The following is a 26,974-nucleotide window of genomic DNA, read 5'->3' on the forward strand; positions in this document are numbered from 1 at the left end:
ATGGTGACAGGACTCTGCAAGGGTATAATGTATATCGTAATGGCATTAAGATAAATCAGCAAGTAGTAATATATACTAACTATTACGACTACAATTTGGGAACTCTGGAAGAGTATTATTATTATGTTACTGCTGTTTATGATTCCGAAGAGTCGATACCATCTAACATTGTCTATGTTGAATTAGAGAACCGTGTTGCTACACCGAACTTTGACCCTATCGGTGGGTATTATAGCGAGCCACAACAGGTGATTCTATCTTCATTAATGGACAATGTAACGATTCGATATACTCTGGATGGTGATGAACCGAATGAGAGTTCTCCGGTTTTTGTTGATCCGATCTCGATAACAGAGACAACTAGGGTCAAAGCAAAAGGATACAAGGATGGTTGGTTACCGAGTCAGACAGGCGAAGAGTATTATGTTATAATGAAAGCTCCTGAGAATGTCACAATCAGTATATCAGGCAATCAGATAAATCTTCAATGGGAGATTTCTGAGGGTGCTACAAGTTATGCTATTTATACTTCAAATAACATCGAAGAAGATAATTGGGAGTTATTAGATATTACCGATAATACAAGCTATCTTCACGAGATAACTCCGCCATTGACTATGGGCTTTTATAGGATCAGGGCAATTTATGGAGAACCGGTTAGGATAGATAGAGCAATACCGAGTCAACTAAATCGGTAATGTTCTGATATTGGTTCGAAAATGCATCCTTCGATACATTCTGCACCAAATTGATCAGCCACATTAAATGTAACAATTCAATTTGGTGCAGAACACTCAGGATGACAGATACGAGTATAAGTTAAGCAATGATGGCACGGTAACTTATTAGAAAGGTAGTTTCTCCTTTTTAGAAATCGAAAACATAACTGAGACAATAAATAGAAAAGCAGATAGGGTTTTCTATCCTATCTGCTTTTTTTATATGTGCTAATAAATTGCTTTGTTACGGTAACCAGTTGGGGTTGATATGACTGCGGGAGACGTTGTCGTCTTTAACCATCCAAGGTCCGGCAGGCAAATAGAAATAGATCTCAGCTCCTTCAACACCAAAGTTTTGATTAGATACAGCTACAATTGTCGTATCGGTCAAAACGTAGTTAAAATAGTTCATCTCAATTAGTTCTTCAACATTTAATTGTCCCAAATCAAAGGCATAGTAACCATTTGCCGGGTCATTTTTAAAAGCGATATTAGCTCTGGTTATAATCCTCATATCTCTAATAGCCTCTCGCACATATTCGTGATTTTTTCTATCTTCTCTGATTGGTATAATTAGGGTAAAAATAATTCCCACTAAAATCAAGATCATTAACAACTCTATAAGTGAAAATTTTTTCTTTACTTCAGGACTCTTCTGGTCACTCATTATTCCTCCACGGAGTGTTTTGATTCTAATGTTGAAAAGAGAGGTGTTCTGTCAAAGTTTTTTTGAAATCTAATTTCACATCCCCCCTTTTTTACAGCAACTAAGTATTGTCATCTCGACTGAACACCCTTCCTTTGTCATCTCGACTGAAGCGAAGCGAAATGGAGAGATCTCAACACCGACTCAAATTATTAAAGCAAAATCATGTATGCTTAGCTAAAATCAGTGATGAGATGCCTCGACTTCGCTCGGCATGACAAAGAGAGGAGGAAGTTTCTCTGGGAGAGAATGTACTATTGCTACTCAAAAAGGAAACTAGTTTTCTGCATGGGATGTCTTCTTAAGAGTTTCACATCAATAAATCGTTATAAACATTAACGGTAAAGCCATTCCTACATTATGTAAATGAATTTTGGGGAGATGTTTGCTTTTTGAAATCTAATTGAGTATGCTACACATCTTAAGCTTAAACATTGGTTAATAAAAAAAAGAATACATTGACCTGCGGTCAAACAGTGTGACATATAATCTTGATAAATAACTTAAAAACAACATGATAGATTTATTAGAGAAAAAGCTTTACAATATATAGTTCGCTAAAATAGTTTACTCGAAATGATACGTAAGGATTTAAAGGATAAATAACATATAAATCGGAGTTGATATGAAAAAAATTCTCCTCTTGAATCTACTGCTTATTAGTGCTGTAATGCTATTGGGACAGTGGGATAAAGTTGACTTAAATACCGCTACTCTCGAAGAATTAAAGAGTTTACCGATCACTAATGAGCAGGCAGAAGACATTTATGATTATCGTCATTATATCTCCTTTTTCCGGACGATTTACGACTTGCGCAACATTCCATCAATTGATCAGGAAACGATGCTGAAGTTACGTCCATTGGTCTCAATATCCTATTATGATGATATGGATGAAGCAGCCCAAAGAAGGGAAGAGATAGCATATTTGATCGAACGTTACGGAAGTTATGAGGGAGAGCAAGAAGCATTGGCTGATATCTGGGAAGATTATTTAATGACCCCTCAGAATCTCAATCGTCTCTCCTATACCGATATTGCTAATATGCCTAATGTTTCTCCTTTAGATGCAGCAGCTATTATTCGCCGACGCAATTTAGGTGAAAAAATAGTCGATTATCGTGATCTGCGTAACACATCAGGTATTTCCTATTATGGAGCAAGTAACCTGCGACATTACATCTATTATGCTGAAGATGAAGAACGAGTAGGGAGACTATTTGTTGATTATCAGTTAAGATATAACGATCGAGAGTATTTCGAAGAACCTGAAGCTATGCTCAAAGAGCTTGTAGTTGAGCAAAATGGACCGAGGAGACGAGATCTCAGTTACTGGGGCTTTTTTGATTTGGGTAGGCATACTGCAGAAGTTACTAATAAGCTTCGTATTCGTTATGAAAACAGGTTTAAAGCAGGATTATCATATACAACAAGGAGAGGAGAACCGACTTTAATGGATGCCAATTTCCGAGATATCTGGGATAATGGTAAGATGTATGTTGGTTGGGAAGATTATGTAGATCTATGGGGTGATAATTCCATGAAGCTATATTTCGGAAACTATCGGGCAGCTTTTGGAGAGGGGTTGGTCATGGAAAATACAGATTTTTATAGTGCCCGAAAAACCGGATATGGCTTCTCAAAACGCCTTACCGGAATCTATGGTGATGTTTCTACTACCCAACAGTATTCTCTAAGAGGTTTAGCTTTCGAATGGAAAAGACCGATGCTGGAATTAGCTCTGTTTGGTTCGATTGATAAGAAGGATGCCCTTGTTCATCTCGATGCCGAGGGAAATCCCACAGATGAAGTATTCTCTCTGATCACAATGACTAACAGATTTGATGATGATGAATTAGCACAGTTTGAAGACCATGTTTATAATAACAGCAACATGCTCCGTAGGATGTGGTTAGCACCGAGAAAAGATTTTGTTGAAGAGAAACTTTTTGGAGGCAACATTGCCTTTTCACCATTCGTAGGAACGCATATCGGGTTTTCAGGTTATGAAGCTATATATGATAAGGACTTCGTGCTTATTCCGGAAGATCCTATATATTCCGATCTACCGAGTGTCTTGATTCGCGAAAGCCGCAATTATCCTAAATTTAAGCTTATAGATAGTGAAATAGCCAATCTATACTCTACAAAGACAGATGAATATGAGAGAGATTATCGTCGTGTCTTGGGTTTGAACTGGCGTACTGTTATAGGGAATACATCTTTTCAAGGTGAGTATGCAGAACTTTCTGTTACTGGAAATGAACTACAGATCGGTGATGATCCTAAAGCTATGGTGGTTAGTTCTTATACCCAATTCGAGAATTTCAATTTCATAGTTCTCTACAGAAATTATGATCTTGCATTTGATAATCCCTATTCCAGAGGTTTCTCCGAACATCCAAAATTCAGGAATTCACTTTTAGATAGTAATGCTCACACTTTAGTTAATCCGTTGATAGCAGATATGTATCTTAATTCGGCACAAGCTCAAGCGGAAGAGGGTGTTTATTTCGAGACCAGATACCGTTTTCATGAAAAGTTTACTATCACCCGAGCTTATTTAGATCTCTGGGAAAGAAAAGCTGATTCCAGAAAGAGTGTCAGATTCCAGGGTGAACTGGAGTACCGACCGATCTTCAGGTTAGTTTCCAGATTAAGATATAAACATCAGATCAATCGTTATGATGACGATGCCGACCGTGGAGTATCGAAAACTGATGAAACTACTGCCTTCATCAGAGCAAATCTTTCTAACAGGGACAGGATACATCTGGAATATCGCTATAATCGTGTTTGGATGTCACCATATACGTATTTAGCCAATAATCCGATACCCGATGGATTTGATATAGCTCAAGGTACTATGCTGATACATGGAGACTATATCTGCGTTGATTATACACATAACTTTAATCAGAATATGAAGATTCAGGGTTCATTCATTTTCTGGGATGGACACGGGATCAGTCATTGGGATTGGGAAGATATGGAGATAGATTTTATGGGAATGCAGGGGATGAAGTACTGGTTAACTTTCTATGACAGGATTTCCAGTAACCTTTATCTCACCCTAAAATATAGAATAAAACGCTATAAGACACGCGATCTTGATATGCGTGCTTGGTGGAATTCGCCCGTAGATGGTATAAACGAAAACTATACTACTGTCTGGAAACAGGTTAACAGTATCAGATTACAACTAGATTGGAAATTTTAAGAAATATATAATTACAGGGGGATAGATGAAGAATATCTTTTTATGCATCATATTGATCGCTTTAGTAGGGCATCTGTTTTCATATTCATTGTATGAGAATTATGAGCTGGGAATAGGAAAACGAATTACTCACCTTGATGCTCGTAGTGCAGCAATGGGAGGAACAGGTACAGCCAGCGGGACAAATATCTTTGATGGGATGCTCAATCCTGCTAATATAGGTTTTCTCAACGACGGATTAGGTTTTCAGTTTGTCTTTGATGTAACCCAGCTGGAAGAGAACCGTTCTATGCCGATGTGGAACTTCTTCGATAGTTATGTAGATGATGCGACTTATGTCAGCAATACAAATTTCTTTACCGATTTTGGATTAGCAATGTCCTACAAGCATAGATTCGGTAATCTGTCAATTGCCGGAGCTTTGGATTATAAGCCATTTGTGAATTTCGATGCTTATTATGAAGAGCAGGTAAGAAATAATGAAGGTTCTGATAATGATAATTACCCTCCGTTGTTAGCAACTAACTTCTTGGAAAATGACGGAAATATTTACTCTTACGGTGTTACTGCCGCTTTTACTTATCATCGTTATGACATACTCTTTAATGAAACATCTTTAGGTTTTAATCTTAATATGCTTTCCGGGAAATCTCGTTCGGAAAGAAAGATTATCTGGTCTGACTATTCTAAAGATGCTGCTGTTGTTGACGATTATGAAATACGATGGGGCTATGATTATAGTGGGTTGAATTTCAGTATTGGTTTAAAATCCGAGATTTCTCAGAGGATAAGTGCCGGGATCATGTACGCACCTAAATTCGAGATGACTGTGGAAGATGCCTTCAGTGATTTAGATCATGATTTCGATTATCCTGCTTCACTCAGACTGGGTGTTCAATACAGACCGAGAAATGTTTTAAGAACGACTTTCCACTTTGACCTCGAGTTTGTTAATTGGTCAGATATATCGGATTTCTATGATAATGTTATGAATTATTATCTTGGGGTAGAACATATATTCCCACATGCTGTACCTTTAAGATTGGGATTTAGTTATGTTACCAGCCCCTCATCATCTGAAACAGATATTCCTTCTCCGATAATTAATCCCATAATATCGGCAGGAACTGGGTTTAGAATTTATGGAGATTTCTTCCTCGATCTGTCAGGCGAGTTTACTCATCGAAAGTATGACACTATGGATCTCTTCCCGGATGGATATTATAATTATTCCGAGTTATGGAATAATTACACGCCAGAAAACAGAACAGAGCCTGATACGGTTAGAGAATATTATGTTCGGGTAAAGAGCTCCTTAACATTTAAATGGTAGGAATTATGAAACAACTTAAAATATTACTTATATTAGCCGGATTGCTGGTAATATTCAATCTGGCTGCTGAAGAGCTACTGCTCGATATTATGTTTACGAATGATATACATGGTGGAATGGATAGGGTAGAGGCGACCTTTATCAATCCGGAGTTTCCACCCATTCTCGGTGGTGGTGGCTCCCATGCCCGCTATATCAAAATGGTCAGAGATAAAGCAGATGGGGTAACAAGAGACAACCTACTTATAGATAACGGCGATTTCTTTATGGGTCGCCCTTTAGGCACAAAAACCGAAGGTCAAGCAATCGTTGATTATTTCAATATGGTCAGCTATGATTATGTGTTAATAGGTAATCATGAATACGATTTAGGCGAAGAACGGTTGATCGAATTGCTGGAAGATGCTGAATTTACTACTCTTGGCGCAAATATTGTATTTGAGGACACAAAAGAACTCGTTCCCTATGTCAAACCTTATGAGATTATCGATAAGATGGGAGTCAAGATTGCGATTATTGGTTTGACTACTTCAGATACGGCTTTGATGAGCTTTCCTGATCATATTCGGGGGTTGGAATTTTTACCCCCTGAAGAAATATTGGGAGATCTGATTGCAGAAGTCCGCGAAAAAGGTGCTGATATAGTTATCGTTGCCGGTCACATGGGTTTACCTTATGAACCATTAGAAGGTTTTGAAGAAAGATATGGTAAAAATGCCGATCCGAACAGAGAAAGACGATGGGGCTATGATGCACAGGAATTGGCTCATGAAATACCAGGGATAGATGTCTTTATAGCCGGTCACATGCATCGCGGGTTTAATGAACCTTGGGTTGATCCTCTGAATCATACATTAGTATTTCAAGGATGGGCTTACGGAAGTTCAATAGCTCATGTTACTCTTAAAATAGATCAAGCGACTAAGACTATTTCCGGCTATGAACTACCATCACTGTATGGTGGAGCATTGATTTCAACTTTTGAAGAGGAATTTATCCCAGTTCCGGAAGTTGGTGCTGAAATAGCCAGACAAACGGCAATTGCCGAAGAGGGTATGGATGATGTTATCGGGGTTACTGAAGTCTATTTATCCCGTGCGGGTGTAGATGCCCAGAACATTATCGGTAACTTTGTCTGTGACGCTATTCTGGAATATGCCGAAGCTGATTTTGCCTTTATAAATCTTGGTGGTATTCGTGGAGAAATTGGGGTCGGTGCGATTACCTATCGTGATATTTATAATGTAATGCCTTTTGATAATCAGCTGACTGTTTTAGAGATCGAAGGTACTATCTTAAAAGATATCTTAGAAACACGTGTTGCCGGAACAAGAGCAGGTTTGAGAGTTGCAGGGATAACAATGGTCTATAGCAGAAGAAGAGATGACTTTGATCGCGTAACCAAACTTCTTATTGGCGGAGAACCATGGCAAGCGGATAAGATATATCGGGTTGCTACAAGTGATTTCCTGGTTGAAGGTAATGCCGGTCTTACTCTGCTGACACGGATTCCCGAAGCACAGATCATCCGCTACGAAACCAATCTTCGGGATGCTTTAGTTGCTTATGTGCAAAATAATTCTCCAATCAGAACGAAAATGGATAACCGTTGGGCTCGAGACGATAACTCAGTACCAACAAAAGAACTTTTACAAGAATTGCAGAAGATCTCTACTAGTTTAAGATAAGTTAATCAAGGGCAGTTTATAACTGCCCTTTTTTATATACCTTAGATATCATAACAAGGAATTGAAGAGGGATCTAATCTGGATTTAATTACCTTCTTTCTCATATCACTCGGTTTATCTATGGATACTTTTGCTGTATCTGTAGCGAGTGGTTCAGCAATAAAGCAACTCCATCTCCATTATGCATTTAGATTTGCACTCTTTTTTGGTTTCTTTCAAGCATTGATGCTCTTGGTTGGCTGGTTTACCGGTCTGACTATCATAAATTATGTGCAAAATTACTCTCATTGGATTGCTTTCGGTTTGTTGACGTTAATAGGTTTTAAAATGATCTATGAATCAACGCTGCTCAAAGATAAGAATAATTCTCAACCGACCGGTTTCTTTATTCTTTTGGGTTTAGCTTTTGCCACTAGTATAGATGCTCTATCAGTTGGGATAAGTTTTTCTCTGCTCCATTATCGGATTCTTATACCTGTTCTTATATTAGGTATTGTAACCTTCTCTGCATCTTTAGCCGGCATTTTTATCGGAGAAAAATTTGGCTCTCTCTTTGAAAAAAGAATGGCTATTTTAGGCGGTATTATACTTATCTTGATCGGACTGATCAATATACTGAAGCATATGAGTTGAGTTTATTAAACAAATAGTCTAATTTTGTTAAATCATACGGGAGCACACGAGTCGGCTCTAGCCCACTCGTGTGCTCCCTATTGATTAAAGAGATTTTTATTATACAATCGATGTCTGTTTTATTGGTCGAGTTTATCAATTGCTGTAGGGGCGACCAAACAACCATCTATGATTCTTTTTTTTTAGTAGTTATATTCTCGAAGTTTCTACATTCACTGATAACTTCTCATAAATATTTAGGATTCTATAAGATCTTGGAGCCGGGATGTTGTAAGCCCATTTTTTCGTCTTCAGTTTACAACGCTACCTGTTTAGTCGAGCTTAGTAGTAAAATGTAATTGTAGGGACGATACACGAATCGCCCTGTTTATTTTTCACTACAAATTCGAGTTCTGTTTATCTTCTAAGAGATTTCATCCTTCAGTTTTTCTATGTAATCGATCTTGGTGGGGTCGATGTTCTGCAAAATGGCTAAATAGTAACTGATCATGTCACTCAAATAGATCAGAGAAAAAACTTTTTCGATATAGTTAGAGCCCTCTGCATAAAAATCGAGGTATTCTATATTTTCTTTTATGAAGAGATCCTGTAGGAATTTTACCCTTTTTTTATAATCAACCTTTTCATCGATATATGAGATAAAGATCGGGATGAATATTTTATGAAAAACCTTATTTTCCCAGGCCTCGATCTCATTATGATTCATTTCCGGTAGAGTGTGAAAGAAGGCAGGATATTTAGCATTCTCATTAATTTGGCACTTCAATCGGTAAGCAACCGGAGTTAAAGAGGGATTAGAAGAATATATTAGAGGGATCTTCTTATAAATCTTTAAAGCAGATTGTTTGGTGATATTGAATTCAGTCATAACATTACCCGATATAGCACCCGCTTTAAGCATCAAAGTAGAAATTGTAGATCTGACATCCCCTTCACGGCGAGGTATTACACCAAATTTTTCCAATACAAGGATGATAGAAAAAAACAAAAACCCGATGGCAGCCCTTGGAGGATATCCATCGGGGAGCTGACACCAGACATGATTATCATCGATCAGTTCATGTAACTTTCCATTGGAGGTAATAGCAGCGAGATAAGCAGCTTTGTTAACACCTTGCTTAAAACAGCTTATTGTCTCTTCCGTATTCCCTGAATAAGAACATATTACGAGCAGATCGTCTTTTTTTATTAATGGTATCTGATAGTCCTTGCAGACCTCGATAGGAATAAGATGAGAGTAGGCAGTTCGCATAATATCACCCGATATGGCTGATCCCCCCATTCCGGCAATAATGACTCTGTTGATCGGTTTACTAAGGTTTAAAACACCATTAGTTGTTGTGAAATGGGCAGGTATATGCATATTAGGGTTAAAATATGCCGTTCTGATTTGATCGGGGAGATGGATAATTTTGTAATACATTTCCTCCCGATCAACGCTATAGACATTATTATTATCGAGTTTACTCATATTTTTGCTCCAAATTTCTCCTTATCTTCTATATGTCTTTCGATTTCTCTCTTTAGTTCTTGAAGGTTTTCTTTACCCATCATTGCCATCGTTGCTTGTTTTCCTGCTTCCACTCCCGGTTGGTCTAAAGGATTTATATTTAAGAGATATCCGGTAAATATAGTTTGTACCTCGAACATCATAATAAACTCACCGAGATGAAATTCTTTGAGAGCAGGGAAAATTATGGAACAGTTAGGTCTTCCGGCATTATTTAAGGCAATTTCTGTTGCAATTTTTTCAGTGTTCAAGAGAGTACTTAGTTTCTTATTGTTTAGATACGAAAAGCTCTCTTCTTGAGGATATAGATCTGGGATTTCGTAATCATAGGCAAATTCTTTGACCTCTAAAAATGTTATTATCTTATCTTCTGGACCTTCAACATAAAGCTGGATCTGGGAATGTTGATCCGTAGTACCCAAAGCTTTTACAGGAGTCTGACCGACCATGATCTCACTTCCTGCTAGATTGTATCTTTTACCCAAACTTTCTGCCCAGAGCTGTCTATACCAATCTGCTAGATCGTAAAGATCATTTGAATAGGGCATCATCACAGAGATGTTTCTCCCTTTGCGATAAAAGATATGGTGTAATAATCCATTCAGATAAGCCGGATTGAGAAATATATTAGGTTCTTCACAATGTGCTCTCATGGCAGCTGCACCTTTGAGCAGTTCTTTAACATCGATGCCTGCAAAAGCTGAAGATAGCAAACCGACAGGAGTGAGGACCGAAAATCTTCCTCCGACATTATCCGGCACTGCAAAGCTCTTATAGCCCTCTTTTTTGATCAGTTCTCTGAGAAAACCCTTCTCTGCATCTGTAGTAATAACGATATGATCTCTGTAACTATCCGGAAATTCTTTTTTCAGGATATCAAGGCAGATGAGAAATACTGCGATAGTCTCGGCAGTGGTACCGGATTTAGTAATCACATTGAAGACGGTTTTTTTAAGGTCCAGGGAATCTAATACCTGATGCAACATATGAGGATCGACATTATCAAGGACAATGACTTTCTTCTTTAGCTGCTTACTATTTGCCAATGCCGAATAGAGTGCTTTATTACCCAAAGCTGAGCCACCAATACCGAGTACTACGAAATTATCAAATCTTTCCTGGAGTTCTGTAGCAGTTTCTATCAGATCATGAATATCCTGATTAGGGAGGTCATAAAAGCCGAGTACTTTATCTGCCCGTTCATTTAAGATTCGTTGATGAGTCTGATTAATGTCACTACAATACTCAGTAATATCGGCATTAGATATGCCGTGAGCCATTTTGTCTGAGCGAAGCAGGTTGCTGAAATCATATACTAATCTTTTCATAGTAAACCTCCGATTAGTCCTATTTGCTGAAGCTATTGATCAATTCTCTGACCTCTTCAGCACGGTTCAATTTAAAAATCTTTCTGATTATTTTCTTAGTTTCAGCAAAATTACAGTTCATGATAGCTTTTTTCACAGCGAGAAGACTATTAGGGTTAACACTGAGTGAATCTACCTCCAAAGCGATCAGCAGGCAGATAAAATCGTATTCTGAAGCTAATTCACCACAAACCGATACATTCTTGCCAAAACGGTGGGCGATGTTCACTGTCATAGCGATGAGTTTGAATATGGCTGGATGATACGAGTCATAATATTTACTTACAATTTCACTGTTTCTATCAGCGGCAAGTGTGTATTGTACCAAATCATTTGTGCCGATACTAAAAAAATCACACCTTTTTGCCAATTCTTCTGCACAGAGAACTGCTGAAGGAACTTCTATCATTATCCCGATTTTTATTTCATTGTTATAGGGTATTTTGTTGATTTTGAGCTCGTTCTTGCATTGAGATACTATTTCTTGGGCAGCAATGAAATCATCTACTGAAGATATCATGGGGAACATCATAGCTACATTTCCATAAAATCCTGCACGTAGAATCGCCCTAACCTGTCTTTTGAACATATCAGGGTATTGAAGCGATAATCTAATCCCCCGGCAACCCAGATAAGGATTGTGTTCTTTTGGGGTATGGACTAGATTAGATATTTTATCTCCACCGAGATCAAATGTTCTTATAATTAGTTGTTTTTCCCCCAATTTCTTGGCAAGAGTACTATATAATTGGAATTGTTCCTCTTCAGTGGGTTGATTATCTCTATTAACAAAAAGAAACTCAGTCCGGAAAAGACCAACACCATCTGCGTTATTACTCAACACAACATCAATTTCTTGTTCTAACTCGATATTCGCCATCAGAGAGATTTTTTTCCCATCCTTGGTAAGACAGGGAAGATTTACAATATCTTCTAATTCCTGTCTGATTTCTTCCTCTTTTCGATATTGAGACAGGTAATTTGATAGAGTTTGTCTATCAGAGTCGACTATAACTATTCCTTTATTACCATCAATAATCAAAGGAGTATTATCAGTGATGTTTTGAAAAAGTGCTGAGATACCAACAATAACAGGTAACCCGAGTGCTCTGGCAATAATAGCAGAATGTGAAGTTTTACTACCCTTTTGCAGGCAAATACCCCTGACATTACTATGATATGATTTAGTAACATCAGATGGTGATATATTATCCATGACCAGAATATAAGATTTATCTTGGTTTTTTAGGAATTCCTCTTCAAAGAGCTTATCCTTCTTTCCAGTAAGACGGTCGATCAGTTTAATGATCACATCTTCATAATCAGCAATTCTTTCGGCAAGATAATCGTTAGACATTTTATCGAAGATATTTGTTATTTCTAATAAGAAATTATAAAGAGCATTCTCTACGGTAAAGTTCTCTTTGTCAATCTGAGCAATAATTCTTTCTGAGAGAAGGGGATCAAGGAGAATGGCTTTATGAGTATTAAGTAGTTCTTTATCTTCTTTAGTTTTAGTATAATTTTCAATGAATCTTTCTAATTCGCTTGTTTCGGCCATTACTGCATGATTAAATCTCTCTATCTCGGAATCTTTATCAGAATTTTCGATATACTTGTTCTCAATACTGATCTTCTTTTTCTGTTTGATGATCGCTTCACCAATAGCAATACCGGGAGAAACAGCAATACCTCTAAGAGTTTTCATTATTCTTCATTAAATTTGGATTTGAAAAGTTCGCTTATCTCATCGACCATGAATTCTTCATCTACCCCGTTAGCAATAAGTTCCAACTCCGATTTGTATTCGGCAGCGAGCATCATGACGCCCATTATACTCTTACCATTGACTTCAATATTGTCTTTTTTAATAAGCAGATCAGATCTATACTTGGATGCAGTTTTAACTAACATCGCACAGGGTCTGGCATGAAGCCCCAATTTGTTCTCAACAATTATCTTTTTCTTGATCATATTTACCAACTCATAATATTGAAGCCATTAAGATTCTTCTTCTGTTTCATTAATCTTTTTTAATCCCGATTTTCGCTGGATGCTCTCCTGAAGCTTTCTTTGATATACTTCTGCTGCCTCGTAACCATAGTTCTTCAAGATATGATTTAAGGCAATTACTTCCAGTATCACTGAGACATTCTTTCCGGGAGAAACGGGTAGATAGATAATGGGGATATTTACTCCTAAGATTTCAACATAGTTGTTAGTTAGCCCAATTCGCTCATAATCCAAATTATCCTGCCAAAGTAGTAATTCTACCTGAGTATCAATTACTGTCTTTTTACGCACTGCCTCGATACCAAACATCCTCTCGACATCAATCAGACCAACTCCACGAACTTCCATAAAATAACCGAAATCGTTGACCGATGTTCCAGTGAGAGTATCATCAGTTTGAATAATTTTTACAATGTCATCGGCGATCATTCTGTGACCTCGCTCTACAAGATCTAGAGCACATTCACTCTTGCCAATACCACTCTTACCGGTGAGGAGCATGCCAACACCAAACGCCTCAACAAGAGTTCCATGCATGGACTTTTGCGGAGCAAAATATTCCCTGAGGAAACGTGTTAAACCGACAATTAACTTATCAGTAGATAATCGGCTGGTCATAATAGCGATATTCATATCATTAGCTAAAAATTCTACCTGCTGAGGGATGGATAAACCCTTAGTTGCTATGATTAGAGGAATGTTAAACTCAAACATCTCTTTGACTCTATCATAGAGAGTTTTATCATCAATGGTTTGCATGTAGCTTATCTCAGTCTCTCCCAGAATCTGGATTCTCTTATAGGCAAATCGTTCTAAATATCCAGTTAAGGCGAGACCTGGTCTGTGTAACTGACTCTCTTGAATATTATTATCTAATGTGTGTGGTTCAGTTATGACCGATAAAGCAAATTCTCTGTTCTTGCTTTCAAAAAAATCTCTTACCGTTAATATCTTCATCTCTTAGTCCCCAACATTGGTCATTATAGGGAATACAAGTAACTCCCCTTCGGTCTATTATGCTTTTTAATATTTACTCTTACAATATATAGTCACCCTGAGTAGTTCTTGGAATGGCTTCCTGCCAGCTCTTACCAAGTATTGTATTGAAGGGCGACACTGATTACGATCACGGCTCAATCAGTTTGTATAACAGGTCACTCTTCTTAACCAATACATTTATCTTGTCTGTTTCCAAGTTTCGAAAAATCATATAGGGTTTATCCTTTTGTGCTAAAAGATCTATAGCATCCGAGACAGTCATTATCTCAGCATGAATTCTTTTTGTTTTAATCATTTTCTTGCCATTGGGATTGGAAGTTCGTTCAAACACATTGGAATAGAAAAAGTTGGGATCTTTCATTACACTCCTCTTCTGATGATCAGTCACTTTATCTTTCAGCTTCTTGAGCTGAATCTCCATCTTATCAACAGCAGTATCGATCGCCAGATACATGTCCATCTCTTCGCTGACACTTTGCAGGTTGAATTTTGCAGCATGTAAGCTCATCTCAACTATGTTTCTGGCATTTTCCAATGAAAGTGTCATATGAATATTAATGATATGGTCAAAATACTTGGTTAATTTGTCACAAGATTGTTCAACATAATCCCGGATTGGTTTAGTTAATTCAAAATGTCTTGCAGTTATTGTAATTTGCATGGTAGGACCCCCTTATGGTTATTAACATTGATTTTTTTTGATGTATAAAGCATTTCTTGCCTTATATGAACTTCTGACAAATGGTCCTGAAAAACACTCTTTGAAACCTAAATTGAGGGCAGTTTGACGATAGAAAGTGAATTTTTCAGGGGTGATATATTCAAAAACTGGATGATGATCTTTTGATGGTGCTAAATACTGCCCAATAGTTAACAGATCTACCTGAACAGAAAGAAGATCTCGCATCAGAGAGATCACTTCAGTCTCAGACTCACCAAGACCAACCATAAAACCACTTTTTGTTAACATGTTCTGATTGTATTCTTTGGCTGCTTTTAACAAATGCAAACTTCTTTGGTAATTAGCTTGTGGTCTCACCTGAGGGTAGAGGCGAGAGATGGTCTCTATATTATGATTAAATACGGTTGGATCAGTATCAATAATCTTTCTCAGATAAAACGCACTTCCCTGTAGATCGGAAATTAAGATTTCAATAGCAACATCCGTTTTGTAAAGAGAACGAATTGCTTGAATTACTTTAATTAAATGTTCAGCACCTCCATCCTCCAAATCATCTCTGGTTACCATCGTTAAGACTACGTAATCGAGTTGAAGTACTTTTACTGCTTCCGCTATTCTTTGTGGCTCTTGCTCGTCTGGTTTTAATAATAGATCTTTGTCTTTACTTACAGCGCAGAAAGTACAATTGCGGGTACAAACATCTCCGAGAATCATAAAAGTAGCGGTTTGGTTATTAAAACACTCTCCCTTATTGGGACATCTGGCGCTTTCGCAAACAGTGTGCAGGTTCAATTTTTGAATAAGTCTCTCTGTAGCAATATTTGCATCGTGGATTCCGGTTCTTTTAATGTGTAACCACTCAGGTTTTCTCATTGCCACTAAACTATCCTTTTTCGTCTTTACTCGTTTCCGTTATCATAGTCTCTGTATATAGATTCTAACGCAAAAAAGATCATATATATCGTTTAATTAAATAATAACTTGCTGCAGTAGAAAAGCAAAATCAAATTTTATGGATTGCTACTTTGTCTAAATCTTCAACAGCTTCCATAATAATTTCGGAAAGAGTCGGGTGTGCATAAACCACTTTGTGCAGTTCGTTGATGGTCAGCCCAAGATTGATCATTATACTGCCCGCTGTAATCAGTTCAGTTGCCTGTGCACCAACAATATGCATTCCCAATATCTTTCTGTTATTTTTATCGGCAATGACTTTTATCATACCATCAGTTGCTCCTAAACCGATGGCTTTTCCATTGCCCATATAGGTGAATTTACCAATCTCTATCTCTGATCCACTTTCTTCTGCCTGTTCTTGAGTCAGTCCGACAGAAGCTACTTCCGGTTCAGTGAACGTACATCTGGGAATATTTTGATAGATCAACTTATACGATTCGGTATCTTTGTTTTGATTGATCCTCCTTTCAATAATCTCTGCTACTAAAAGACCCTGCTTAGATGCTGTATGTGCCAACATTAACTTACCAGTTACATCACCAATAGCAAACATATTCTCAATTGTTGTTTCCATCTCATCATTAATACTCATTGCTTGACGCTCTGTTTCCGGCTGACAATTCTCAAATTCAATATCACAATAAGGAATCCTGCCGGTGCTGATCAATACTTTTTCTGTTACAATCTCTTTACCGTCTGTGAGTTTAAGAAATACTTTTCCGGATTCAATTCTGTATTCATTTACTTTAGTGTTTAGATGAGTCTTAATGCCTTTTTTCTTGAATGCTAAGTGTAATTTTTTTCCGATCTCTCTGTCTTCATTATTTAAAAGATTGGGTAGTAGTTCGATTATTTCGATTTCTACGCCTAAATTAGCACAAATGGAAGCAAATTCACAGCCGATAGTTCCACCTCCAATAATAGTCAGATGTTTCGGTAACTCTGTTAGAGTTAGAATGTGACGGGAAGAGAGAAAATTTTCTCCATCGAACTTCATATTGGGAAGTTCAGCAGGCCGTGAACCTGTTGCTATGACTATGTAATCAGCTTCATAGGATTGTTCGGCTGTCTTGATTGTGAATTTTGATTCTCTCTTTTGTATTGATATAACCTTTTGTGATATGAGATTGATTTTTCTTTTCTTGATTATAAATTCTAAACCAGAAACCAGCTTTTCTACGACATCATTTTTCCGATCACCAATTTTTCTATAGTCAAAGCCAATATTCTCAATGTTGATACCAAATTTTTCTGCATGTTGGATTTCATTGTATAGATCGCCAATTTTTACTAATGCTTTTGTAGGAATACAACCCCAATTAAGGCATTCTCCACCCAGTCGTTCTTTTTCAAATAGAAGTGCTTCAATTCCTTTCTGTTGAAAACGAATTGCTGTTACATATCCACCGGGACCACCACCAATTATTGCTACCCGAAAAGTCATCTCTCTAACCTCCTTAATCTGCTGTTTAATATCCCTAAACTCTCACGATATTTTTGTACAACCCTACGGGAAACACTTATATTCATTTTTTTCAGCATTGCTGTGATCTCTAGATCAGAAAGTGGATGTGCCTTGTCTTCCGAATTGATTATTTGTTGAATCTGCTTCTGGACATTATCACGGGATATATCTTCATAATTCTCCGTCTTACCTGCTGATGTAGTAAAAAAGTCTCTCAGACAGATCATCCCCAATGGGGTATCAGCATACTTGTCTTTTACGACTCGAGAGATTGTAGATTCGCTAACATGTAGTTCCGTGGCTATAACATTATAGGTTAAGGGTTCCAGTATTCCGGAGTGATTGTAGAAGAAATTTCTTTGATGCTCAATAATAGCTTTAGTAACTTTGATGAGAGTCTGATTACGCATATAGAGAGATTTGATCAGGAATTTAGCAGAATTGATTTTATCCCTTATATATCCAAGCATCTCTTTGTCTTTTACTCGTCCCGTCATTATCATATCTCTATAATAACGGCTGATAGTTAGATGGGGGATATTGAAGTCATTGACGATAATCACAAATTCATCTTCAATTTTCTTGATAATCACATCAGGACTGACATAATCAATATTATCGGCTAATAACAATAACCCCGGTTTAGGATTGAGAAGTGAGATCGCATCACGACAGAGAAGAATTTTATCAAGATGAACTGATAATTTAGCCGCTATTTTCTGATATCTGCGGTGAATCAGATCATTAAAGTGATTTTTGATAATATATGAAAGTAACTCGTAATCGTTGTCTCTTTCATTGAGTTGGGCAACAAGACATTCGCTAATAGATCGAGCAGTGATGCCTCTTGGCTTTAATTTTAAGATAGTTTGATGGATTTCTTCAGCTCTTTTCTTAAGTTCTTCATCGTCAGTTACCGATAAGAGATTCTCTTTCGACAGTTCATAAATATCAAAGTCTGGTGTAAGATATCCGAATTCGTTAGTATTCTCTACTAATTCTCGAGCGAATTCCAATTCTTCCTCAGTTAGTGGCAAATCTTCCAGTTGATAATAAAAACTGTTCTTCTTATCTTTTATTGTGTCATCATATTGGGTATTATTATAGGTCTCAAAGATATCCTTATCTCGGATTTCCTCTTTTACTTCCCGGTGGTAATCATTCCATTCGTCTAAGATATCACTAAATTCTTTTATCTCATTGATACTCTCTTTCAGTAGCTGCTCATCCAATGATTCTTCATCAGGAGTTTCTTCAGATTTAACAGTTTCTTCTTGTTCATCAGGTGTCTTTTCCCTGTCTTCTTTTATATTTTCTTCTTCTTCCTCTTGCAATTCGAGTATCGGGTTTAATTCAAGTTCTCGCTTGAGTTGCATCTCAAGCTCCATTTGCGGTAAAACCAACAATTGTAAAGATTGCAACATCTTTGGTTTTAGTGCCAGTTCCTGTACTTGCTTATGAGATAAAACCTGTTGGATCTTAGTCATTTGTTTTCTACAAAAAACGGGTTGAGAAATTTATCGCCTAAATATAATTCTCTTGCCTTTTCATTATGGATCAATTCTTCAGAAGTTCCGGTTAAGAGAATTTGACCTTCAAATATAATATATGCTCGCTGAGTTATAGACAGTGTATCTAAAACATTGTGATCTGTGATCAAAACACCAATATTCTTCTCTTCTTGGAGTTTTTTGATAATGTTCTGAATGTCATTAACGGCAAGAGGATCTACCCCGGCAAAAGGTTCATCCATAAGAAAGAACGATGGTGAGGTGACTAAAGTACGAGTTATCTCTAATTTTCTTCTTTCTCCACCCGATAAAGTATAAGCTTTCTGTTTTGCCAGCTTAGTCATTGATAACTCTTCCAAATGTTCTTCTAATCTTCTTTTACGTTCTTTTTTGCTGATATGCAAGGTTTCCAGAATTGCCATTATATTCTGCTCAACTGTTAGCTTATGAAAAACCGAAGGGGCTTGAGCTAAATAACCAATCCCCAGACGTGCTCTTTTATACATCGGTTTATGGGTGATATCGATATCGTTATAAAAAACTATTCCTTTATTTGGTTTGGTCAATCCTAATATCATGTAAAAAGTAGTTGATTTTCCAGCTCCGTTGGGGCCTAATATGCCGACAATTTCACCCTGTTCTATATGAAGATCAACATTCTTTACAACGGTCTTATTCCCGTATTTTTTCACTAAATTTTCGACTCTGATTTTATCTTGTTTCATAATTCTTTTGATGAGCTTTTTATTCCGTTCTGTCAATTACTTTGTCACTGAACTTGTATCTTCCTGATACTTTACCAAGAAACTTGACCGATTCAATCTCATTTTCATCATTGAAAGTAACCACAAGCTCTTCACTTTCAGCATAATTAATGATCTGATCGCGATCAGATGATTCACTGACGTAATTAGAGATCACATTATAAAATGCCTGCATTTCAGTTATCTTGCCTTCTGAAAATTGCAGCTCCATTAAATTACATTTTACGGAACTCTTTTTCTCTGCACCTTCTTTAGTAGCAAAAAAAGTCAGACAGTTATTTTCCAGAGTTGCACTTTTGATTTTTCTATCTTCGAAATATAGATAGAATTCCTCAGCTACTGCCTCGGCAATATCTGATGTGAATCTAGGTTCTCCAAGGAACACAGCATATTCATCATCAATGAAAAAGAGTAGAAAGTCACTGGTTACCAGATAATCATCATAAATAGTATTAACATTAAATGTAGCTGCAAGGCGATTAAAATCTTTATAGAACTCTATTTTCTCTGCAGTAATTGTCAGCGATTCATCTCCTTCAACTTTGATCTCAGGATTATTAGTGATGAGACCGTAACCTGATTCTATATTGTAATCAAGATAATGACAGTACCCATATATACTCTCCCTTTGATCGTAGAAAAGGATATTGTCATAGGCATAAATCTGACGTTCATTGCGTAAATACTCTCCTTTGTCCGACTGAAAAGTCCTTTCTGTGCCATCTTCATGCTCTTCAAGGATTAAAACATTGCCGGTGAGTATTAACTCTTCTTTCAAACGATAGTAATCAACTATGTCAGAATAGATAGTTAAAGAGTCATCGATTACTTTAACATTACCAAACATCCGTGCTATCTTACTAACTTCGTATAGTTCTGCCTGATCAGAAAAAAATTCAGTATCACCATAAAAGAAATGTACGTTTCCAACCAAACGAGTCAAATATTCATCTTCTATTCGGTCAACATACAATCTGTCTGCATTGATCAATCTATAAGGGCGTAAATCCCTCTCTGCTGCATTAAGCGATATGGAATGCAGAATTAGCATACTACCAAACAATATCAGCAAAATCTTCGTCATCTAAATGACCTTCAGCAGTTACTCTGCTCAGTTCAATCCGAGTAAAATCGGCATCTGTTACCAACTCATATCCTTTCAGAACATTATCCCCTCTGACGATAATAACCTCATTAGGAGCAAATATTTCATCATTGTTCTGATCCCATGTCAGCAAGTCAGTATAGAGAATTGCATTTTCGTGATTGATGACTACATTATCTTTCGCTTCATAAGTATTATACGACTCATCAATGGTAAGAAAATCAGCATAAAGAGTCATCCTTACGGTTTCATCTTCATTATAATCAGTTATGTTAACTACTTTGGCATCAATCCTGTTTTCTTCATAATAACGGTCTATTCTGCGAGCTGTGATCAATCGTTCTATCCGTTCTCCGTATATCTCATATATAGTGACAGAATCACTCTGTTCTTCTGCGTAATCTAGGTCGATGGTTTCATAAAATCTCTGTTCTGTCATATCACAAGCCATTAACTGAAGGATTATTAAGACGAAGCTCAAGCATATAAATCCAAGATAAATAAATCTCTGTTTTCTACCTACTTTCCTGAAATCAGAAGTAGTTCTGTAAAAACTAAAGCTATTCATACCGCTAATTCTGATTTCCTTCTTCTTTGGTATAATCAAGAAACTTCTTGATCACATTGTCAAAGATCCCTTGCCCATGAAGGATATATTCAATAAATTCTCTAACTGCACCATCACCACCACGGTGTTGAGAGATGAAATCAACGATTTCTTTGATCTCTTTTGGTGCCTGTTGAGGTGTTCCAGATAGAGCAACTTTCTTGAGGAGATGAAAATCATTCCAATCATCTCCTATAAAGGCCGTATTCTGCCAGTCCAGAGAGAGAGATTCCAATATTTCGTTAACTACAGAAACCTTATCCTTAACACCCTGAAAGAGAAAATCAATATCAAGATCCTGACAACGCCTTTTTAAAGCATGTGAATTTCTGCCTGTAATTACTGCTGTTTTAATATCTGTAAAGCGTAATAATGATAACCCCAAACCGTCTGATACAGCAAATGCTTTTGACTCCCATCCTTTCTCCGTATAAATAACTTTGCCATCAGATAGTACTCCGTCACAGTCCATGATCAATAACTTTATATTTTCGGTTTTATTCATCTAAGACCTCTCTACAAGTTCCAGCAGTCCATCAAGGATTTGAGATAAGAGTTCAAGCTTGATCATACTCATCCCGTCACTTAAAGCTTCTGCCGGCTCAGGATGGGTCTCTAAAAAAAGGCCATCCACCATCCCGGTTGCCAATCCTGCTTTTGCCATCATAGGTGCCAGTTCGGGAGTACCTCCGGATACTTTAGATATGGAAGGCATCTGTAAGCTATGGGTTATATCAAACACAACCGGATAACCAAGTTGTTTCATGATCGGAAAAGAGCGAAAATCTACTACCAGATTATGATACCCAAAAAAAGTTCCTCGTTCTGTGAGTAAAATCTGGGAGTTATTCTCAGCTAAGATTTTTTCTGTCACTGAACTCATGTCTTCTGGCGCCATAAATTGTCCCTTTTTAATATTAACGATTCTGTTTGTTCTTGCTGCTGCTTTTAAGAGAAACGTCTGACGAGAAAGAAATGCTGGAATTTGTATAATATCTGCTACCTCAGCTGTGATATCTGCTTCTTCTGCTTCGTGAATATCAGTCAATATAGGAATATCAAGAGCATGTTTGATTCTTGATAGTATTTTTAGCCCCTCCTCTTGACCCAAACCACTGAATGATGACTCTGATGTTCTGTTAGCTTTGAGATAAGAGGATTTATAAATAAACGTTAGTCCTCGCTGAGAAGTGAGTTCAGTCAGTTTCTCTGCGACCCGCATAGTTATGTCATAATTCTCGATTACACAAGGACCGGCAATAAGAAAGAAAGGCCTACTGTGAAGAATCTTGTTGTATAATTTCATTTAATCCTCTCTTTGGCAATATTCTTGCATCAATATATACTAAGCAATATCCTTTTGTCAATCATTTATTTCAATTTCTTTGCTATCAATCTGACTGATCAGTTTATTACTGCAACTTAGACAAGTATTGGCTTAAAACAAAATCTTTTCTCTGAACTTTGACAGGGAATGATAGAATAGTGTAGCATATTTATTACACTAATGTCACTATTATATTAATGGTAAGGTTGTTATTCGTTTTCTGTACTTTATAGTCTACCTATCAAAGTATTCGACGAGACAGAATAATTCATCAATTTAGACTGTTTAGCAGCGATGTACAGTTTTTTAAGGATCAAATAAAGCATGATTTGTGCATTAATTAATAGTTCGAGCAATAAAATACTTGACAAAGAGAAATGCAATGGTTTTGTTACTATTAGATGGTTGATGTAATTTTTTTATTTTTTTCAGTGCTCTTGAATAGAGTTTTTACTTATGAAATGTTGATCTATATATTAACATCTGCACCGCTTCTTGCTTTATTCTCAATATATAGCAAACTGCTATTCAGAAAAACAACCGCATTTAAAAATATAAGAATTAGCAATAGAGTAGAGAGAATTTATAGTAAATAGATAGAAAATTATTAAGGAGAGAGTTATGAAAACTATCTTAAGAAGTATGTTTTTAGTTTCTGTCATTTTTCTGATCGTCACTGCTTCTTGGGCTTATGAAGTCCGTTTTGGTGAACGACCGGAGATTGATGTAACTAGAATCCCCGATGATGCGGTATATCACACCCATATTCGCATCAAATTTGAAAGAGATTTAACCGAATATCTTGATAACAATCCTGTCGGTTATGACGATCAGGGTTATGTAATGTTTAAACTCCCTGAGATTGATGAATTGAACCATTATTATTCTGTCAAAGAAGTGAGTCTTCTTTTCGATAGTCCTGCCTTTGATGAAAAGCACCGTGATCGGCGTCGTGCCTGGGGTTTTCATCTTTGGTATGAATTACGCTTTCCTGATTACCATGATATCAGAGAGATAGTCTTAGCTTATGATAAGCTCGATATTATTGCTGTATCAGAACCAGAATATATAAAAGTTCTATTCGATGATACGATCCGAGAAGATTATCTTACTCGTTGGACTCCTGATGATCCTCGCTTTGACGAACAGTGGCATTATCATAACACCGGACAGCAGAATGGAACTCCGGGAGCAGATATTAGTCTGGTAGATGCCTGGGATATTGAGAAGGGAAACCCCGATGTAATAGTCGCCATCATTGATGATGGTATTCAATATACTCATCCAGATTTAGCAGGAAATATGTGGCCTGATTTGGGATACAACTTTGCTCAAGGAACTTCTACTATCAATCCCGGAAATCATGGTACACACGTAGCCGGAACTGTAGCAGCCGTTAACGATAATAATGTTGGAGTATCGGGTGTAGCTGGAGGGTCTGGTGCCAATGATGGTGTTCGTTTAATGTCTTGTCAGGTGTTTTCTTCAGGTGGTAATGGTGGTTTCCATCTTGCTCCGATCTATGCTGCCGACAATGGTGCTTCGATTTCTCAAAACAGTTGGGGATATACAAATGATGGTTATTATGATCAAAATGTCCTTGATGCCATAGATTATTTTAATGCCAATGGTGGTGGCAATGCCCTAAATGGAGGGATAACAATCTTTTCTGCCGGTAATAGCAATTCTACGGGAATGCGTTATCCAGGTTGCTACGAAGGTGCTTTCTCAGTTGCCGCGACCAATAATCAAGACATTAGATCATGGTATTCGACTTATGATACTTGGGTAGATATTTCTGCTCCCGGTGGAGAAACAAATTCTGTTACTGAACGTGGAGTTTTGAGCACTCTTACCGGTAGTAGTTATGCGTTTTATCAAGGTACTTCCATGGCAAGCCCTCATGCTTCCGGAGTTGCTGCTCTAATGATTTCTCATGCCTATGGTCTTTTAACTGCAATGGATGTTGCATCTATTTTACGAGATACTACTGATGAGATCTATCACTTAAATCCGAGTTATATCGGAATGCTGGGGACAGGTCGTCTCAACGCTCACTCGGCTTTGATACTGACAATGAACTATATGGAACTGGGGACTTTAGAGGGTTATGTTACCTTAACCGGTGGTACTAGCGATGTTACAGAAGCAATAGTTCAAGCGAGTTATTATTCTACCAATCCTGATAACACAGGTTTTTATCAACTGGTTTTGCCTGTCGGAAATTATGATGTAACAGCATCACACCCCTATTATGAACCGCAAACGGTAACCAATGTAGTTATATTGGAAGATGAAACCACATCAGGGGTCAATTTTAATCTTATCTACGTTCCTCAACCCCAGATCGATGTAACACCTGATTATTTGGCGGTAACAATTAATCATGATCAAGTAATAACAGAACAACTATTAGTAACAAATGATGGCGAAGCCACTCTGACTTTTACAATCAATCCACAAGGAACAAGAATCTTAGCCGTTGTTAATGAATTAGATAATGCTATCAATGAACCTATAAATATGGAAAAAGAGAGAAGAATAGATGAAGTAGAGTTTATCCAACCGATAGGAGCCATTCGCACCGATTGGCTTTCGATATCACCCCTTTCCGGCACTGTTCCAGCAGGAACCAGTCTCATCATTGATGTAACATTCACAGCGACTAATCTTTCTTCTGGCGAATATACAGCAAACCTTGTATTTGATAACAATAGCGTAGTAGAGGTCAGTGTTCCTGTTTCCATGACAGTAAATCCACCACCTGGTGAGGTAACTATTGGAACAGGAACTAGTGTAAATAGTACTACAACTGCCGCCCCAATTAATATCTGGTATAGAAGCTTAAGAGGGCAGATGGTCTATACAGCTGCAGAGATCAATGCTGCCGGCTTTGAAGGACCGGGTGACTTGATACGAGTAGGTTTTTACGTGCATCAAACACCAGCACATAGTTTGCCTGATTTTATCATCAGAATGAAGCATACAGCAGCTGATGATGTCTCAAGCCACGATGATGGTCCCTTTGAGTTGGTCTATTCTACTCCGAGCTATACCCCTGTAGCAGGAGGATGGGATATGTTACTTTTAGATGTTCCTTTTGCATGGAATGGAGTAGATAATATCTTAGTTGATACTGCCTTCAATAGGGTCCCTAATTATAGTTCCTCAGGACAACAACGAGTATTTACCCATACTAATGGCTTCAGATATTCCTGGTCGGATAGTGCAGATCAAACAGACGCTACAACAAATAATACAAGCAGCAACAAACCTCAGATCAGAATGCTCTTTGCCGATAATGGTGCTCCTTATTTAGCTCCTCCCACAGATCTAATAGCAGATGCAGGTGATGGTTTTGTCAATTTGAACTGGACACCCCCTGTAAGCAGAACTCTCTTAGGGTATAATATCTACAGAGATTCAGTGCAAATTAATAGCTCTTTGATACTAAACCCTGAATTCACTGATTCTAATGTTGTAAACGGTACAACCTATAGTTACTATGTGAAAGCTCAATATGATGAAGGAGAATCCGGCAGGTCTAATATTGTTACTGCCAGACCAAGTGGAGTAATCTATCTAGAAGAGGATTTTACAGGTGTTGCTGTTGGAGATATTCCACTTGATTGGACAAGAACTCATAATCATTGGGGAGTAACCAATTCCTCTATTTCTGGTGGTGAAGCACCTGAATTAAGATTTTATTGGAGTCCTTCCTTAACGGATGTATTCAGAGTAATGACACCTTTAGTAGCTCTACCGGGAGGATCAGATATGACACTCTCATTCAAACATATGGTAGATCATTATTCAGGGAGTTATACTCTTAAGATTCAAACTTCAACCGATCAGACTAACTGGAATACTATCTGGGAGATAACACCGACAGGTAATGTCTCAGCTCAAACAGTCAACATTGAACTTGGTGAACAGTCAGTAGATCATCTCTATTTTGCTTGGGTATTTGATGGAAATAGTTATAATATAAACTATTGGTATATTGATGATATCGAGTTAACCGGTTCAGGAACTCCAGAACTGCCTGCTCCGACTAACGTTAATGTTTCGATCATTGATGATCATGCTATTTTAAGTTGGGATCTTGTTGAAGGAGCTAATTCGTACAAGATTTATGCAACAGATGATCCTTATCTACCAGAAGATGAGTGGACTCTTGTAACAACAGTTGGAAATAATGAGTTTTCAGAAGCGGTCTCCGGTGAAAGAAGATTCTATATAGTCATTGCCTCGACGGAAACACTTCCAACGATGATAAGAATTGATCAAAATGACTCTGAAAATAGAATAAGAATCAGAAGATGATCGGTCTAATTGTCATAGTATAATCAGACTAATACTAACAAA

21 protein-coding genes are annotated in these 26,974 nt (G+C 37.4%); 6 read left to right on the forward strand and 15 right to left on the reverse strand.

Features of this window, described 5'->3' with window-relative positions:
* On the forward strand, window positions 1–698 hold a 698-nt coding region (locus tag K0B81_03050; protein MBW6515579.1), incomplete at its 5' end, for a chitobiase/beta-hexosaminidase C-terminal domain-containing protein.
* Between the two features lie 265 nt (window positions 699–963).
* On the opposite strand, the gene K0B81_03055 is transcribed toward K0B81_03050, so the two are convergent.
* Window positions 964–1,386 (reverse strand): hypothetical protein, encoded by a 423-nt coding sequence (locus K0B81_03055; protein ID MBW6515580.1) that lies wholly within the window; start codon window positions 1,384–1,386, stop codon window positions 964–966.
* Between the two features lie 664 nt (window positions 1,387–2,050).
* Between K0B81_03055 and K0B81_03060 the strand changes: the two genes are divergently transcribed.
* The 4 genes from K0B81_03060 to K0B81_03075 all read left to right on the forward strand — a co-directional run bounded on the left by K0B81_03060 (window position 2,051) and on the right by K0B81_03075 (window position 8,299).
* Entirely contained in the window at window positions 2,051–4,645 is a 2,595-nt protein-coding gene (locus tag K0B81_03060) for a helix-hairpin-helix domain-containing protein (GenBank protein ID MBW6515581.1), read from the forward strand.
* 25 nt (window positions 4,646–4,670) lie between these two features.
* Complete coding sequence (locus tag K0B81_03065) at window positions 4,671–5,978, forward strand: hypothetical protein (GenBank protein ID MBW6515582.1); 1,308 nt, start codon at window positions 4,671–4,673, stop codon at window positions 5,976–5,978.
* Window positions 5,972–7,666, forward strand: a complete 1,695-nt coding sequence (locus K0B81_03070) for a bifunctional metallophosphatase/5'-nucleotidase (protein MBW6515583.1) — start codon at window positions 5,972–5,974, stop codon at window positions 7,664–7,666. The genes K0B81_03065 and K0B81_03070 overlap by 7 nt, the downstream gene beginning before the upstream one ends.
* Window positions 7,667–7,744: 78 nt before the next feature.
* Window positions 7,745–8,299: a manganese efflux pump MntP family protein gene (locus tag K0B81_03075; GenBank protein MBW6515584.1), complete on the forward strand. Its 555-nt coding sequence runs from the start codon at window positions 7,745–7,747 to the stop codon at window positions 8,297–8,299.
* 403 nt (window positions 8,300–8,702) lie between these two features.
* On the opposite strand, the gene K0B81_03080 is transcribed toward K0B81_03075, so the two are convergent.
* The 14 genes from K0B81_03080 to kdsA all read right to left on the reverse strand — a co-directional run bounded on the left by K0B81_03080 (window position 8,703) and on the right by kdsA (window position 22,585).
* Window positions 8,703–9,770, reverse strand: coding sequence for a bifunctional phosphoglucose/phosphomannose isomerase (locus tag K0B81_03080; GenBank protein MBW6515585.1), 1,068 nt, complete (start codon window positions 9,768–9,770; stop codon window positions 8,703–8,705).
* Window positions 9,767–11,137: a glucose-6-phosphate isomerase gene (locus K0B81_03085; protein MBW6515586.1), complete on the reverse strand. Its 1,371-nt coding sequence runs from the start codon at window positions 11,135–11,137 to the stop codon at window positions 9,767–9,769. The genes K0B81_03080 and K0B81_03085 overlap by 4 nt, the downstream gene beginning before the upstream one ends.
* Window positions 11,138–11,156: 19 nt before the next feature.
* Complete coding sequence (gene ptsP, locus K0B81_03090; protein MBW6515587.1) at window positions 11,157–12,884, reverse strand: phosphoenolpyruvate--protein phosphotransferase; 1,728 nt, start codon at window positions 12,882–12,884, stop codon at window positions 11,157–11,159.
* Entirely contained in the window at window positions 12,884–13,150 is a 267-nt protein-coding gene (locus K0B81_03095) for an HPr family phosphocarrier protein (GenBank protein MBW6515588.1), read from the reverse strand. The genes ptsP and K0B81_03095 overlap by 1 nt, the downstream gene beginning before the upstream one ends.
* 27 nt (window positions 13,151–13,177) lie before the next feature.
* A complete protein-coding gene (gene hprK, locus K0B81_03100) occupies window positions 13,178–14,146 on the reverse strand; it encodes an HPr(Ser) kinase/phosphatase (protein MBW6515589.1) in 969 nt (322 codons plus the stop codon).
* Window positions 14,147–14,315: 169 nt separating this feature from the next.
* Window positions 14,316–14,849, reverse strand: coding sequence for a ribosome-associated translation inhibitor RaiA (gene raiA, locus K0B81_03105; protein ID MBW6515590.1), 534 nt, complete (start codon window positions 14,847–14,849; stop codon window positions 14,316–14,318).
* A gap of 21 nt (window positions 14,850–14,870) precedes the next feature.
* Window positions 14,871–15,749 carry a lipoyl synthase gene (gene lipA, locus K0B81_03110; GenBank protein MBW6515591.1) on the reverse strand — a complete coding sequence of 293 codons (879 nt, stop codon included), beginning with the start codon at window positions 15,747–15,749 and terminating at the stop codon, window positions 14,871–14,873.
* 124 nt (window positions 15,750–15,873) lie between these two features.
* The gene (lpdA, locus tag K0B81_03115; protein MBW6515592.1) at window positions 15,874–17,271 is read right to left on the reverse strand and encodes a dihydrolipoyl dehydrogenase; all 1,398 of its coding nucleotides are present in this window, start codon (window positions 17,269–17,271) and stop codon (window positions 15,874–15,876) included.
* The gene (rpoN, locus tag K0B81_03120) at window positions 17,268–18,779 is read right to left on the reverse strand and encodes an RNA polymerase factor sigma-54 (GenBank protein ID MBW6515593.1); all 1,512 of its coding nucleotides are present in this window, start codon (window positions 18,777–18,779) and stop codon (window positions 17,268–17,270) included. Before rpoN ends, lpdA begins: the two co-directional genes overlap by 4 nt.
* Complete coding sequence (lptB, locus tag K0B81_03125) at window positions 18,776–19,528, reverse strand: LPS export ABC transporter ATP-binding protein (protein MBW6515594.1); 753 nt, start codon at window positions 19,526–19,528, stop codon at window positions 18,776–18,778. Before lptB ends, rpoN begins: the two co-directional genes overlap by 4 nt.
* A 19-nt stretch (window positions 19,529–19,547) precedes the next feature.
* Window positions 19,548–20,651 carry a hypothetical protein gene (locus tag K0B81_03130; protein MBW6515595.1) on the reverse strand — a complete coding sequence of 368 codons (1,104 nt, stop codon included), beginning with the start codon at window positions 20,649–20,651 and terminating at the stop codon, window positions 19,548–19,550.
* The gene (locus K0B81_03135; GenBank protein ID MBW6515596.1) at window positions 20,620–21,123 is read right to left on the reverse strand and encodes a hypothetical protein; all 504 of its coding nucleotides are present in this window, start codon (window positions 21,121–21,123) and stop codon (window positions 20,620–20,622) included. Before K0B81_03135 ends, K0B81_03130 begins: the two co-directional genes overlap by 32 nt.
* A 121-nt stretch (window positions 21,124–21,244) precedes the next feature.
* On the reverse strand, window positions 21,245–21,784 hold the full coding sequence (locus K0B81_03140) for an HAD hydrolase family protein (GenBank protein ID MBW6515597.1): 540 nt from the start codon (window positions 21,782–21,784) through the stop codon (window positions 21,245–21,247).
* Window positions 21,785–22,585: a 3-deoxy-8-phosphooctulonate synthase gene (gene kdsA, locus K0B81_03145; GenBank protein MBW6515598.1), complete on the reverse strand. Its 801-nt coding sequence runs from the start codon at window positions 22,583–22,585 to the stop codon at window positions 21,785–21,787.
* Window positions 22,586–23,227: 642 nt separating this feature from the next.
* On the opposite strand from kdsA, the gene K0B81_03150 reads away from it, so the two are divergent.
* Window positions 23,228–26,932 (forward strand): S8 family serine peptidase, encoded by a 3,705-nt coding sequence (locus K0B81_03150; protein ID MBW6515599.1) that lies wholly within the window; start codon window positions 23,228–23,230, stop codon window positions 26,930–26,932.
* Window positions 26,933–26,974: the final 42 nt, after the last annotated feature.

The organism is Candidatus Cloacimonadota bacterium (assembly GCA_019429305.1).
Taxonomy (GTDB): domain Bacteria; phylum Cloacimonadota; class Cloacimonadia; order Cloacimonadales; family JAJBBL01; genus JAHYIR01.

Excerpts from the sequence above, each read along its gene's own strand:
- K0B81_03055 (MBW6515580.1), bottom strand. The coding sequence starts at position 1,386 with ATGAGTGACCAGAAGAGTCCTGAAGTAAAGAAAAAATTTTCACTTATA.
- K0B81_03060 (MBW6515581.1), top strand. The coding sequence starts at position 2,051 with ATGAAAAAAATTCTCCTCTTGAATCTACTGCTTATTAGTGCTGTAATG.
- K0B81_03065 (MBW6515582.1), top strand. The coding sequence starts at position 4,671 with ATGAAGAATATCTTTTTATGCATCATATTGATCGCTTTAGTAGGGCAT.
- K0B81_03070 (MBW6515583.1), top strand. The coding sequence starts at position 5,972 with ATGGTAGGAATTATGAAACAACTTAAAATATTACTTATATTAGCCGGA.
- K0B81_03080 (MBW6515585.1), bottom strand. The coding sequence starts at position 9,770 with ATGAGTAAACTCGATAATAATAATGTCTATAGCGTTGATCGGGAGGAA.
- K0B81_03085 (MBW6515586.1), bottom strand. The coding sequence starts at position 11,137 with ATGAAAAGATTAGTATATGATTTCAGCAACCTGCTTCGCTCAGACAAA.
- ptsP (MBW6515587.1), bottom strand. The coding sequence starts at position 12,884 with ATGAAAACTCTTAGAGGTATTGCTGTTTCTCCCGGTATTGCTATTGGT.
- K0B81_03095 (MBW6515588.1), bottom strand. The coding sequence starts at position 13,150 with ATGATCAAGAAAAAGATAATTGTTGAGAACAAATTGGGGCTTCATGCC.
- hprK (MBW6515589.1), bottom strand. The coding sequence starts at position 14,146 with ATGAAGATATTAACGGTAAGAGATTTTTTTGAAAGCAAGAACAGAGAA.
- raiA (MBW6515590.1), bottom strand. The coding sequence starts at position 14,849 with ATGCAAATTACAATAACTGCAAGACATTTTGAATTAACTAAACCAATC.
- lpdA (MBW6515592.1), bottom strand. The coding sequence starts at position 17,271 with ATGACTTTTCGGGTAGCAATAATTGGTGGTGGTCCCGGTGGATATGTA.
- rpoN (MBW6515593.1), bottom strand. The coding sequence starts at position 18,779 with ATGACTAAGATCCAACAGGTTTTATCTCATAAGCAAGTACAGGAACTG.
- lptB (MBW6515594.1), bottom strand. The coding sequence starts at position 19,528 with ATGAAACAAGATAAAATCAGAGTCGAAAATTTAGTGAAAAAATACGGG.
- K0B81_03130 (MBW6515595.1), bottom strand. The coding sequence starts at position 20,651 with ATGACGAAGATTTTGCTGATATTGTTTGGTAGTATGCTAATTCTGCAT.
- K0B81_03135 (MBW6515596.1), bottom strand. The coding sequence starts at position 21,123 with ATGGCTTGTGATATGACAGAACAGAGATTTTATGAAACCATCGACCTA.
- K0B81_03140 (MBW6515597.1), bottom strand. The coding sequence starts at position 21,784 with ATGAATAAAACCGAAAATATAAAGTTATTGATCATGGACTGTGACGGA.
- kdsA (MBW6515598.1), bottom strand. The coding sequence starts at position 22,585 with ATGAAATTATACAACAAGATTCTTCACAGTAGGCCTTTCTTTCTTATT.
- K0B81_03150 (MBW6515599.1), top strand. The coding sequence starts at position 23,228 with ATGAAAACTATCTTAAGAAGTATGTTTTTAGTTTCTGTCATTTTTCTG.